The sequence below is a fragment of the Bacillus sp. CCNWLW194 genome (assembly GCF_037120585.1).
Lineage (GTDB): Bacteria > Bacillota > Bacilli > Bacillales > Bacillaceae_G > Bacillus_A > Bacillus_A basilensis.
Genome location: NZ_JBBBBL010000011.1, coordinates 17,256 through 30,488 on the forward strand (window position 1 = coordinate 17,256; position 13,233 = coordinate 30,488).

Annotated in this window: 13 protein-coding genes and 2 pseudogenes; 6 read left to right on the forward strand and 9 right to left on the reverse strand. The window is 33.4% G+C overall.

The window, feature by feature from the left end:
- Positions 1-8 precede the first annotated feature (8 nt).
- The 3 genes from V7S50_RS22855 to V7S50_RS22865 all read left to right on the forward strand — a co-directional run bounded on the left by V7S50_RS22855 (position 9) and on the right by V7S50_RS22865 (position 2,133).
- Entirely contained in the window at positions 9-860 is an 852-nt protein-coding gene (locus tag V7S50_RS22855; RefSeq protein ID WP_242255267.1) for a LysR family transcriptional regulator, read from the forward strand.
- Positions 853-1,362, forward strand: a complete 510-nt coding sequence (locus tag V7S50_RS22860; protein WP_242255265.1) for a DUF3916 domain-containing protein — start codon at positions 853-855, stop codon at positions 1,360-1,362. The genes V7S50_RS22855 and V7S50_RS22860 overlap by 8 nt, the downstream gene beginning before the upstream one ends.
- Positions 1,363-1,455: 93 nt before the next feature.
- Positions 1,456-2,133 carry a YdcF family protein gene (locus V7S50_RS22865; protein ID WP_242255264.1) on the forward strand — a complete coding sequence of 226 codons (678 nt, stop codon included), beginning with the start codon at positions 1,456-1,458 and terminating at the stop codon, positions 2,131-2,133.
- Between the two features lie 50 nt (positions 2,134-2,183).
- On the opposite strand, the gene V7S50_RS22870 is transcribed toward V7S50_RS22865, so the two are convergent.
- From V7S50_RS22870 to V7S50_RS22905, 9 genes and pseudogenes are all read right to left on the reverse strand, one after another.
- Positions 2,184-3,128 (reverse strand): glycerophosphodiester phosphodiesterase, encoded by a 945-nt coding sequence (locus tag V7S50_RS22870; protein ID WP_336375953.1) that lies wholly within the window; start codon positions 3,126-3,128, stop codon positions 2,184-2,186.
- 531 nt (positions 3,129-3,659) lie between these two features.
- Positions 3,660-4,451 (reverse strand): hypothetical protein, encoded by a 792-nt coding sequence (locus V7S50_RS22875; RefSeq protein ID WP_309259177.1) that lies wholly within the window; start codon positions 4,449-4,451, stop codon positions 3,660-3,662.
- Positions 4,452-4,476: 25 nt separating this feature from the next.
- Positions 4,477-4,680: pseudogene (locus V7S50_RS22880) on the reverse strand (hypothetical protein); the annotation flags it as partial.
- A 16-nt stretch (positions 4,681-4,696) separates the two neighbouring features.
- Positions 4,697-4,815 (reverse strand): annotated as a pseudogene (locus V7S50_RS34095) (type VII secretion protein); the annotation flags it as partial.
- A gap of 117 nt (positions 4,816-4,932) precedes the next feature.
- Positions 4,933-5,199 carry a DUF4176 domain-containing protein gene (locus V7S50_RS22885; RefSeq protein WP_061686097.1) on the reverse strand — a complete coding sequence of 89 codons (267 nt, stop codon included), beginning with the start codon at positions 5,197-5,199 and terminating at the stop codon, positions 4,933-4,935.
- Between the two features lie 31 nt (positions 5,200-5,230).
- On the reverse strand, positions 5,231-5,881 hold the full coding sequence (locus V7S50_RS22890; RefSeq protein ID WP_242255258.1) for a hypothetical protein: 651 nt from the start codon (positions 5,879-5,881) through the stop codon (positions 5,231-5,233).
- A 16-nt stretch (positions 5,882-5,897) separates the two neighbouring features.
- Positions 5,898-6,893, reverse strand: a complete 996-nt coding sequence (locus V7S50_RS22895) for a WXG100 family type VII secretion target (RefSeq protein WP_242255256.1) — start codon at positions 6,891-6,893, stop codon at positions 5,898-5,900.
- Positions 6,890-7,693, reverse strand: coding sequence for a hypothetical protein (locus V7S50_RS22900; protein WP_242255254.1), 804 nt, complete (start codon positions 7,691-7,693; stop codon positions 6,890-6,892). The genes V7S50_RS22895 and V7S50_RS22900 overlap by 4 nt, the downstream gene beginning before the upstream one ends.
- Before the next feature lie 245 nt (positions 7,694-7,938).
- Positions 7,939-9,558, reverse strand: a complete 1,620-nt coding sequence (locus tag V7S50_RS22905; RefSeq protein ID WP_242255252.1) for an FAD-dependent oxidoreductase — start codon at positions 9,556-9,558, stop codon at positions 7,939-7,941.
- Between the two features lie 472 nt (positions 9,559-10,030).
- Here V7S50_RS22905 and V7S50_RS22910 point away from each other — a divergent pair, with 472 nt between their 5' ends.
- The 3 genes from V7S50_RS22910 (at position 10,031) to V7S50_RS22920 (ending at position 13,037) form a co-directional block, all read left to right on the forward strand.
- Entirely contained in the window at positions 10,031-10,375 is a 345-nt protein-coding gene (locus V7S50_RS22910) for an ArsR/SmtB family transcription factor (protein ID WP_000571892.1), read from the forward strand.
- Positions 10,376-10,393: 18 nt separating this feature from the next.
- Positions 10,394-11,392, forward strand: coding sequence for an NADP-dependent oxidoreductase (locus tag V7S50_RS22915; protein WP_166703206.1), 999 nt, complete (start codon positions 10,394-10,396; stop codon positions 11,390-11,392).
- A 178-nt stretch (positions 11,393-11,570) separates the two neighbouring features.
- Complete coding sequence (locus tag V7S50_RS22920) at positions 11,571-13,037, forward strand: protein adenylyltransferase SelO (RefSeq protein ID WP_242255251.1); 1,467 nt, start codon at positions 11,571-11,573, stop codon at positions 13,035-13,037.
- The last annotated feature ends 196 nt before the right edge of the window (positions 13,038-13,233 follow it).

Genomic DNA, 13,233 nt, shown 5'->3' on the forward strand with positions numbered 1-13,233 from the left:
GATGATACGTGGACATAAAAGATTTAACTGTATTTTACGAAGTTGCGAAGGAAAACAATATTTCTCACGCAGCTAAAAATTTGAACTATGTACAATCAGGCGTAACGATGCGTATGAAACAACTAGAAAATGAATTAGGTGTGCCTTTATTTTACCGAAACGGAAAAGGTGTAACTTTAACTTCTAACGGTGAGATTTTATTAACATACGCCAAACAAATTATCCACTTAATGGATCAATCTATAAAAGCGATTCAAAGTAATGGAACTGAGCCAAAAGGTACTTTGAAAATTGGATGTACAGAATCTACAACTGCGGTAAGGCTCCCCTCTATATTAACGGCCTACTATGAGAAGTACCCAAAAGTCGATTTGATTTTAGAAACAAATACGACCGAACAACTAATTTGGCTTGTATTAGAGCGAAAACTTGACGGAGCATTTATAGCTGGCTCTATTCAGCATACTGAACTTCATACAAGTGTATTTCGTGAAGAAGAATTAGTTCTCATTAGTAAAAAAACTTTATCCTCCTTTAAAGACATAGGAGATATGAATTTACTTGCCTTTAGTCACGGATGCTATTATAGAAGTTTATTAGAAGACTGGCTTCAAGAAGAAAGTGTCTCGCCTAAACGAGTATTAGAGTTCGGAACAATTGAAGCTATACTTGCATGTGTAAAATCAGGTATGGGCGTAGCGATTATGATGAAATCAATTTTAAAGGGGCATGAACATGACGTATCATTCAATCCTTTACCAAATAGCTTCAAAAAAGTTCCTACTACTTTCATTACTAGAAACGATATATTTCGCTCAGCTGCATTACAAAAATTTATAGAGGTGACTCACAATGCATGAAAAGAAAATACGTGGGATGAAACGAAAAACAAACGCTATGATTAAACGAATTGAGGAACATACAAAAACGTTCCCTTCTATTTTCTATAACAATGAATATTGGTATATGCCTTTACCAGTTTCTCAAGCTTTTATCGAGTCTCATAAAACACCTAGAAAAGTAAAACGATTATGTATACAAACCTTAATAGATCGAGTAAATCATTTAATAAAAATAAAACCGAGTGATACACATACATATCGAGTTGTTACTTTAATTTCTATAGAGAATTTATGGAAATCGCAAATTATCGTATTTAAAAACGATGACTACTTTCATAACTTTTTCACTAGAAATAATGAATTTCAAAAATGGATACTTCTTTCGAATGAAATTGATTTTTGGGAAACATGGGGAATCTCAATTTGTCCTACTCCTCAAATGTTGCACTTTCAAGAAGTCACTTATGATGAGGATGCAATCGATGAAAAAGAAATTTGGTTTATTGGAGAGTTATCTTAAAAGGGGTACTTTTAAATGAAAACCTTCCCTTTTTCCACTTAACAAAATCGCTATATAATGAATTTATCATTTTACTATATAGGAGGTTTTTAAATGGTAATACCTAAATATCCTGATGTCCCTACTCTTACGAAAAAACAAATCGATCAAATTACAGAAATCACTTTTCTAAAAGAAATAACACCACAAAAATGTGATGCCATTTTCGTTTTCGGCGGTTCTCACCCTGGCAATTGGCAAGCTCCTCTAGAAGCTTATCGACAAGGTTTAGGAAATCAAATTATCGTTACAGGTGGTACTAGTTTACATGGCATGAAACATCCGAGCTGGAATTACGGGGATTTGTCAGAAGCAGAAGTAATTGTAAATAAATTAATGGAACATGGCGTACCAAAAGATGCTATCATGTTCGAGACAAACTCCCTCCATTCTATCGCTAATGTAATGGAAGCGAAAAAGATTTTTGATTTCACAAAGATTAATCGGCTACTATTTGTATGCAAAAGCTTAGGCGCTGGTCGGCAATATAGAGTATTAAAAAAACATTTACCTAAAACTATTACTTGTATCCCATATACATTTGATACAAGTTTCGATGGTGAGTTTATAATTGATAGATATAATTGGATGGAAAATGAGAAAAGCCGCTCTATGATTTTTGGGGAATACTTGAGAAATGTTTGCTACGGTAGAAAAGGTGGTATTGAGCCACCTGAAAAAGAGGTTCAAGGTCTAGAAGAATATGTTTCCTATTACTATAATCTAGCATAATAGAAAAAAGGTATACCTAAAACACTGGTATACCTTTTATGCTATCTCACTTATTTTTCTTTTAACACACTATGTAACCGATCCGGATAATTTGTAAACATTCCTGTAGCACCCCATTTCATTAACAATCTCATATCTGGTTTCTCATTAATTGTATAAGGATGAATTAACAGTCCATTTTGCTTAGCCATTTTCATATATGACTCATTGATAATTAAATCTCCGTTATCATTACGTAAGTTTGGTCCAATACCGACTGCATATTTTTTAATTTCTTGAAAATCATCATTCGTTACACGTTTTGGCTCATGTGTAATGCCAGACCATTCAACAATCTCATTGTTTTCATTTGGATAATACCAAAGCAATTGAACTAATGGAATATTTTTATTCATACTATGAATCTTTTTTAAACTATCTTTACTAAATGATTGAATCATGACACGGCTAGAAGACATGTTTTGACCTATTAAATTATATTTTTCTAATAAAGCTAATAATTCCTCTTCCATTCCTGGATACACATCTGGTGATTTTGTTTCAATGTAATACTTCATGCTTCTTCCGTACTTTTGGAAAATTTCTTCAAGAGTCGGAACTTTTTGACCAACATACTCTTGCTTAGCCTTTTCTGGATACGCTTTATTGAACCACGATCCTGCATCTAAACTCTTTATTTCACTTAATGTTTTATCTCGTACTTCACCTGTTCCATTTGTCGTGCGATCAACTGCTGTATCATGCATTGCAAGTAATTGGCCATCCTTTGTTAATTGAATATCTAACTCTAAATAATCCGCTTTCATTTTTTTTACTAAATCATAAGAAGCAAAAGTATGCTCAGGTGCATGTCCACTTGCTCCGCGATGTGCAATATTTAAAAACTTATTCTTATTCCACTCATGCTTTCCTTCTGCTTTCGCATGAACAGCTCCCCCAGCAAAAATACTTCCCGTCATAAAGAAAATAACTAATACGCTAATAATTTTTCTCATCCTTTTAACCCTTCCTACGTTGTAAATTTCAACAAGTTAATGAGATTTACACGAAATAGAAGATACACTTTCATTATTTTTATAAGCCTATATTAAAATTCCAATCTTACAAATATAATTCTCCTATGTTATTACTATACTATTTATTTTCCATATCCCTCCTATTCACATGTAACTTCCTATTGATTACATTTCATCAATAAAAAAATCCATAAATTATTTAGAGGACACTTCTGTATCCCTAAATAAATTTATGGCTTATCTCAAATATCTCCGGCCTCGATTAACTTGTCGAAATTAATCATACCAAACCTATTAAATTTTGTGAATATTATTTTTCCAGTACAGTGAAGCTTTAATCAGTATGAGTTATACATCTGCCTCAAACTAATTATTATTTGAACACGTCGAATTTTTCCGAACAACCCGATTCCTATCTAACTTCTTTAATTTCCATTCATACAAGATAAAATTCTATTGTCATTTGACATGATATTTACGTAAATCTAGGCTTTACTTAATTACAAATTCTTAATTTCGTATATCCTTTCTTGCAAGTTTAGGTTTCTTTTGAGAATGTGGTATATTTACATGTCCCGAAGCAGCCACGGATTGTCTCCTTTCCTTCCTTGACAGTTTAGGCTTCTTTTGAAAATATAATTCTTTTAAATGTCGCGAAGTAATACCTTGTTTTTTGAAATCAAAGTAAAAATACAAATGTGTACTTAGCGCTAGGAAAACAACTGAAATAAATGAAAAAATAACGATTAGCACAATCGCCATAGCTTTTTGGCTCAAAATTCCAATACTAACTTGACCAATCATATAACCTAAACCCGAAAAATATACAATTTTAGGGATTTTCACATCTTGATCAGTGATCCCCCTTAAGCGGGCTGTAAAATATTTAATCCAGAATAATTCAGATTTATAAACAATTAAACTATATGCAATAAGCGATAGAATAAAAAATAAAGGAGATTCTATTTCTACGAATTCGTAAGCTAACTTTTGCACAGCTATAAAACTACAAAATGAAATACTTAACGCAACAAATCCAGAATATAGTAAATGTTGCAATTGAGGCTGCCGAGGCTTATAAATAGAAACCCAAATTCCCCATAGATTACATATCACATAAAATGGAAAAGCTGCGTAAGAGTATATATTGTACGGTGGAAATATGAATAAAATGATGAGTAGCATAAAATTCATGATAACCCACATAAAGGCCCCTACAATATTTCTTATATCAAATGGTATTAATATTCGTATACAATCCACTATGTTGTTGCCATTATATTTGTCCATTATGCATCCCATCCATTTCCTTCCTCTTCAAATCAACATATACCCATACTCCCCATATATTAGCAGTCAAAAGAAAAGGTAAAATTATATATAAGTATATAGTAAAGGTTGGAGGAAATAAAAATGGGGTTAAAATCATAAAATTAATAACTACCCATACCATAACGACGCTCGATCTTACACTGCCAGGCATCAATTTCTGAATAATTTGTTCTGTACTTTTTCCGTGGTATTTTTCCATATTAATCTCCCAAAAACTAAAAAATTTTATCTAAAGCTGCTCCGATTCCAGATTTAACTCTATCTTTTATCGAATCCTGTTTACCATCATGATTCCAATCACCTTTGTTAAATTGATTCCATCAGTTTCTATATTAATTTCTATAAAAACATCCAAGCTTATTCCATTCCAATAAAGGTTCCATTTGCTGCATCACTAATAAGAAATAATGTAAAAAAAACTGCTTGTTTAAACAGTTTTTTACATTATTTCTTATTGTATTTTAGATAATACATTTTCTTGGAAAGTACGCTCTTCCTGATCTTCATATCCAGTTGAAACAACTTCTTGAATATCATCATGATTAAATAAATAAGTGAAATCTGGATTAATATAGCCTTCTGGATAAGGACATCCCATATAATCGAATTTTCTTACCTCATCCGTTGCTACTTGTTGTTTTCGCCCAAAAATCATAAGTTTCTTTGTACCTGCTTTTAAAATTACAATAGATCCTATAGGAAAAAGTTGCGAATTCATTGTATGGCCCCTCCTTATTAATTGTTTTTTGCTAAGAATTTAAGGAACCTAGCTTGGTTTTCCGCTTCTTTAAGTCGATATATACGCATACATACGCTCCAGATATACTAAACACAACAGCAAATAAAGAAAAGACTAAAATTAAGACCGTCGCTAAAGCATTTTGTGATAATGAACCTATACATATCTGTCCAATAATATATCCCAATCCTGATAAATAAACAATTGGAGAAATTTTTATATTTCCATTTTCTTCATTGTTTAATCGCTTTAAAAAACTTTTCATTCCAATAGAAATCAATTTATAAATTGTAAAAATGTAAAGCACAAAAGTAACAATAAAAAACAGAGGTGTTTCAATTTTAATAAAAGTATATGCAAGCTTTTGAATCACTATAAAGCTTCCAAAAGAAAAAGTTATTCCCATAAATCCATTATATAAAATGTGTACCAACCTTGGCTCATTTGGTTTATAAAAAAATACCCATACTCCCCATATATTAGCAATCAAAAGAAAAGGTAAAATTATATATAAGTATATGGTAAAGGTTGGAGGAAATAAAAATGGGGTTAAAATCATAAAATTAATAACTACCCACACCATAACGACACTCGATCTTACACTGCCAGGCATCAATTTCCGAATAATTTGTTCTGTGCTTTTTCCGTGGTATTTTTCCATATTAATCTCCCAAAAACTAAAAAATTTTATCTAAAGTTGCTCCGATTCCAGATTTAACTCTATCTTTTATCGAATCCTGTTTACCATCATGATTCCAATCACCTTTGTTAAACTTAATTCCATCTGTTATTATACTAGCTCCTATAGAAACACCAAAGCCAATACAAGCTCCAGCAACAGTTCCGATTGGACCTCCCAAAAAACTTCCAACAAAGGCACCTGCTTTGGCTCCCGCAAAGGCACTTGCAGCAGTTGTACCAACCCCAATTGCTGCATCACCAATAATATCACCAGCTATCTTAGTTTTTGAAGCTTTATTTTCAATATTTTCCTTTGTATCATTAATTACATCCCACCCTATAGCTGCATAGCCCAAAGCATTTGTTTTTAATTTCAATGAATCTTTAAGAAATTCTTTTGGTGATAAAACATGTCTTTTTACATCGTCTATTTGCTTTACTTCGGCTAAAGGTAATTTTGTACGCCTTATCACATTAAGTCCATTTTTATCCTTTAGTACAGTCCGATTTTGAAACCTTACCATTTCTTTTCCTTTTTTATTTGTGTAGGGTGTTACACGCAAACCTTTATTATGTAAAGCTGCCAACTTGTAGGCAGCTGCACCTTCAGTTACAGTACCAAGTAAAGTAAATAATGATCCCGTAGGGTTATCTTTCCAATCACCAATATCGCCACCCAACGGTGCAAACCAATTAACATCAATTGCTTCTTCCCCAAATGAAACTTCTTGTTGATCAGCCTTCTCAAAACGGTCAGCAGCTTTTCTTAATGCATCACTATGTTCTTTTAAAACTGTCGTTATAGTAGCTAACACTGAGCCTGCGTATTGGGATTGATTTAACACAGCATCTCTTCCAGATAATTGGAAAGGAAGATCAAATAACTGCTGATTGATACGTTGATGTGTTTCAGATAGCTCTTGAGCTGTTTGTTCTATATTAGAAGCTAGTTTCCTTAAATGGTCAGGAGTAACCTTAATTTCACTTCTCACCTTGTTTTACCCCCTAATGATTTAAGATAAAGTACCATTTTCTTTATCTCTTCAGTAATTGTAAAGGTATCAAGGCAAATAAAATTCGTTTGTGTTTGCTCATTATCTAAAACTTTTTGGATTAGCCAATATTGGTTTTGACTATATAAAAACTGAATACAATCTGTAGACCATGAGTCCTTTATATAATAATGAACTTGAACAGTATTTAACTCTTCACGATTATGTATAATGTTTGCTAACTCTAAGGAAGCTTCATCATCTAAGTAAAGTTTCAAGTAATCTACTAATTGCTTGTTTGATTGATTTAAAATAGTTTCCTTATATGCAGAAGAAGGGATTTTAAATGTATAATTTGGACAAGAGAAAGTATTTTTAGGCTGTAATGCTTGATATATAAATTGCCAAGCTACCTCTGGTGTCCCGCATTCTTTAAATGTACATTGTTTATCACCGTTAGCATCTGTTATTACATTTTGTATAACCTTTTTCTCACTAAAATAGAAAATGTTTTTTTCTAAAATACTGTCTTTACTTATCTGTACTTCAATAACAAATCCTGTAGTTAAACAAATACGAAAATATTCTAAAAGTTGTTTGTCACATAATGTTTCATCTTCTTTTATTATGAGTAGCTCTTCGTTTGTCCAATTCTCGTACATTACATCTAATTCTTTGTCTATTTCCTCATCTGACCAATTTTCAAAGGGGTTCTCAATTCCAATCATTGTTTCATGGTCAAATATACCAGTTAATACATATACTTCTTTATTTGATAAAATAAGAGGTTCAATAGTCAAATAGTCCCACTCCCTAGCGCGATATATAATCTCTAGGAAATATAATACAATAAAAAAATGATTCAATCTAGTAATTGCCAACACTTATAACTAAAAACTAAAAAAATTCTAATAACAAAAAAAAGAAAGAGAATTAATTTGCATATATTTTTATAATAATAATGTCTCTTCACTACACAATCTTTATTTTTTAAGCCAAAAAAATAGAAGTATCGTCCTATAAAAGACAATACTTCCTTAGTTACTTAAAAATCACATAATAAATTACCCATTACCTCTTCAAGCACTACATCTAGATTTACTACCTCTTTTTCCGAACGCCATCCTATAAAGCCGTCTGGTCTAATTAATACAATTCCTTCATTTTCTATCCCATATAATTCACGAAAAACATTTTCTTGAGCAATAAAATCTCCGCTTAACCCAACTCGATACACTTTAATATTTATCCCTAATTTAGATGAAACATCATATACAGCTTCAGCCCAAGAACTATTGTCTACTCCAGTAAGTAATACAAAATTGTTACCAAATAAGTCTAATATAGAAGCTTCTTTCCCTTTATACATCCCCCAAAAGTGCGGTGCCCGTGTTCCAGGTCTTCCATTCAACTCTACGATATCCATTCTATGTGGAGTGGCTGAGTCATCTATTATTGCTTCTGAACAATACTGATACCCGACAGTTACAGCTAAACCATCCATATTATTCAAACTGCTCTCCTCTCTATTCGCAGCACGAAATAATAAACTACTTGCATAATTCGTCGTTAATTTTGCAACAGGGTATCTCTCTTCATGATATGTTTCTAACAATTTTGGTTTTGCCTTCCCTTTTATAACAGCCGCTAATTTCCAAGCTAGATTGTGAGCATCTTGTATGCCTGTATTTGAACCAAACCCTCCAGTTGGCGGCATAATATGGGCAGAATCACCAACTAAAAAAATGCGATTATCTTGAAATTTTGCAGCAGTACTTTCAGTCGCTTCCCACGGTAAAACACTTACTATTTCTGACTCAACTTTTGTACTTCCAATTGCTGTTTGAATAATTTGTTTACAACGTTCTATAGTGAAATCCTCTGGTCGCTCTCCTTTTAACGGATCGTAGGATACATGGTAAATCCATCTTCTTTCGTTATCAACTGGAATAAGCGCACCAAGAACTTCCGGATGAAGTACCATAGAAAAACCAAATGCATCCCCTTGTATAAACTCACTTAAATCCACTTCAAAATAAATATTCATATAATAGCCACCGATTGTACCTCGTCCCTCCGTACTTATCCCTAGTTGCTTACGTATTTTGCTTTTCGCTCCATCCGCTGCAATTACATAATCACAATGAATAATACTTTCTTCTTCCGTTTCGCGATTCCGAATCGTTGCGATTACTCCTTGCTCATTTTGTTCATAAGAAACTAATTCATGATAAAAAGATAATTCTCCGCCTAGTGTTCTCGCTTCTTGTAATATCATCTCTTCTAAAATAATTTGATAACAAGCCGTTTGTTTTGATGGACTAATCTCTTCTATTTTTTGAAGTAACTTCTCATCGTTTCCATACTGAGTCGCCCGCATTTTTGCTAATTCTTCCTTATTCGCCTCAGCTATTGTATGAACTGCTATTCTTCCTCGGCAACTTTCTAATGCTTTACCCGCCGATCTAATTTTTTGTTCTAAACCCAATTCTCGAAATAACTCCATCGTACGAAAAGTGATTCCACCTGCTTTTGGATGAATTGCAGTAGACGGGTGCCTTTCAACCAGTGAATAATCAACGTTATGTTTTGCAAGGAATAGCGCAGAGGCTAACCCTGATAATCCTCCTCCAACAATTAAAACTGGTATGTAATTCAATTTCATATATTTACCCTCCACATCATTGTTCTGAGCTCAGTGACATAAATATAATCAAAAAAACAACAAAGATATAGACTTATAATTCATTTTAAATTATCATATAGATAGATTACGCCCCAAATTACTTTTACTTTTTCATACATCTATAATCTGTTTGAATTATGCATGTATGAAAGAGTAAAACGAAACAATTCACTTTAGTAGACACCATCATAATAAAAACATGATAAGCGGTCGTACCCTATAAGTTATTCAGGGTACGACCGCTTATTTTTTTAAAATCCTTATCCTTTCTCATCTGTAAATAACATATCATTAAAGTCTTTTCTATCCCCTACCATTTTCAACTCATAAAATTTCATTCGTCTCGATTTTCTTTCCCAATATTGCAGCTCATATAACAATGATGTAGCATTACCGTATCGATGTAATGGTCCATCATCTTAAACCTTTCGACTAATTCATTGGAGGTAAAGTGATTGAAATGAATAAACAAGAACAATTAAGCGTTATAAAAAAAGATTTTATTGATTCTCAAAAAGTATTATTGGCAATTGGTGATGAAACACGGCAAGCTATTTTGTTAGTTCTAATGGAAACAGAATGTCAAACCGGATTACGTGTAGGTGAAATTACGAAACAAACACACCTTTCTCGACCAGCAGTATCACATCACCTTAGAATTTTACGAGAAGCCGGTATTATTTTAATGCGAAAAGAAGGCACAAAAAACTTTTATTATATTGATATACGTACAAAATTAGGCTTATTAAAAAATCTTGTATTAGATATTGAAAAGCTATTGCACAACTTTTATTGAAATTTGGAGGTATAAGAAATGAAAGCAATGATAATTGATAAGTACGGGAAAGTTCCAATGCGTATGGCAGAGGTACCTACTCCTGAAATAAATGAATATGAAGTACTCGCTGAAATTCATGCAGCTAGTATTAACCCAATTGACTTTAAAATACGTGATGGAAAAGTAAAGATGTTACTTAAATATGAAATGCCCTTAATTCTTGGTAATGACTTTTCCGGTGTCATCGTAAAGGTTGGATCAAAAGTGACTCGTTTTAAAGCCGGCGATGCAATATATGCACGTCCAAGAAAAAATAAGATCGGTACTTTCGCGGAATATATAGCCATTCATGAGGATGATATAGCTTTAAAACCAAAAAATTTAAGTTTTGAGGAAGCGGCGTCGATTCCTCTCGTTGGCTTAACATCATATCAAGCACTACATGACATCATGCACTTACAAAAAGGACAAAAAATATTAATTCACGCTGGATCTGGTGGTGTTGGTACTTTCGCAATTCAGTTAGCAAAAATAATGGGTGCTACCGTTACGACGACTGCTAGTGAAGCTGGTTCCGATTTAGTAAAGTCTCTTGGCGCAGATGAAATTATTAATTACAAAACAGAAAAATTTGAAGAAATACTAAAAGATTATGATGCAGTATTTGATACAATCGGCGGTACAACACTTGAAAAATCATTCGATATTATAAAAGGCGGCGGCAACATTGTTTCCGTTTCAGGAATGCCAAATGCTCGTTTCGGTAAAGAATTTGGTTCCAGATTTTTCAAAACACTCTTATTTTCATTAGCAAGTAAAAAACTTACTGCACTTGAAAAGAAGCATAGTGCTCAATATTCATTTTTATTTATGAAGCCAAGTGGCGATCAATTACGTACTATCGCAAATTATATTGAAGCAGGAAAAATCAAACCAGTAATCGATCGAGTTTTCCCTTTTGAAGATGCGCAAAAAGCAATGGAATATTCAGAGGCTGGAAGAGCAAAAGGAAAAATAATCGTAAAAATAAAATAATAATAAAGACTCCATTTTCTTAAAATGGGGTCTTTATATTTACTGTTAAATAGACATAGTGCAGTGAAGTCCTTACAATAGATTGCAAGGGGAAATATCATATTATACTTTTAGCTAATTTTGCAAAGAATACATACGTACAAATACATAATAAAAAAATAAACAAGGAGGAGATAAAATGACTAAAAATAATGAAGCTGGTTGGAATTTAGATAATAGTTATACGACTTTACCACAATCATTTTATACAGAAACCCCCCCTACTCCCGTAAGTTCACCGGAGTTAGTTAAACTAAATCATTCATTAGCAATATCTCTTGGCTTTAATCCTGAAGAATTGAAAAAAGAAGTTGAAATTGCTATTTTCGCTGGTAATGCACTCCCAGAAGGAGCTCATCCATTAGCTCAAGCGTATGCCGGTCATCAATTCGGACATTTTAATATGTTAGGCGACGGTCGTGCGCTTTTAATAGGTGAACAAATTACCCCTTCAGGTAAACGTTTTGACATTCAGCTGAAAGGTTCTGGCCCTACTCCGTATTCACGCCGTGGTGATGGTCGCGCTGCACTCGGTCCGATGCTACGTGAGTATATTATTAGTGAAGCAATGTATGCACTTGATATTCCAACTACGCGCAGTTTAGCAGTTGTTACAACTGGTGAACCAACATATCGTGAAACAAAGTTACCTGGAGCAATTTTAACTAGAGTAGCAAGTAGCCATATACGCGTCGGCACATTTCAATATGCTGCCGCTCGTGGTTCCATCGAGGATCTTCAATCACTAGCTGACTATACGATAAAAAGGCATTATCCAGAAATTGAGGATCATGAAAACCGATATACTGCATTACTACAAGAAGTCATAAAAAAACAAGCAAGTCTCATCGCTAAATGGCAACTTGTTGGATTTATCCATGGTGTAATGAACACTGATAATATAACGATCAGTGGAGAAACGATTGATTACGGCCCTTGTGCGTTTATGGACAATTACGACCAAGGAACTGTATTTAGCTCTATTGATACACAAGGTCGCTACGCATATGGAAATCAGCCATATATGGCTGCATGGGACCTGGCGCGACTAGCAGAATCTTTAATACCAATTCTGCATGAAGATGAAGAAGAAGCATTAAAGATTGCTCAAGACGAAATTTCAAAATTTAGCGTACAATATGAAAACCTGTGGTTCATTGGAATGAAAAAGAAATTAGGACTATTTAACAGTGAGAAACAAGATCAAACACTTATTGAGCAACTTTTAAAAATGATGGAGAAACATAAAGTAGATTACACAAATACATTCCGTTCATTAACTCTTAATACGCTCGAAAATACAGCTCTATTTGAAAGTCCTGAATTTAAAGAATGGTACAAACTGTGGCAATCTCGATTAGAAAGACAAGAAGAATCGAAGGAAAACGCCTACGAAATGATGAAAAATAATAACCCATCGGTCATCCCAAGAAACCACCGCGTAGAAGAAGCACTAGAAGCAGCTGTCACAAATGGCGACTATAGCGTAATGGAAAAACTTCTTGAAGCTCTATCCAATCCTTATGCGTATGCTACAGAGCAAGAAGAATACTGCGTTCCACCTGCACCGACGAATCGTCCTTATCGTACTTTTTGTGGGACTTGATTGTTTAACATGTAAAAAGGTGTGTTCATACAGATTGTGTGAACACACCTTTTTATATTCTCCCCTCTCAACTAGAACTTTAAAATGCACCTTTCCCGATTCCTTTTCTTTACTCCAAAACAAAAATTAAACTATTCCAATAGACTTACTCATAAGCTCGTTAAACAAATATTGAGAAATAAAAATTACATTTCTA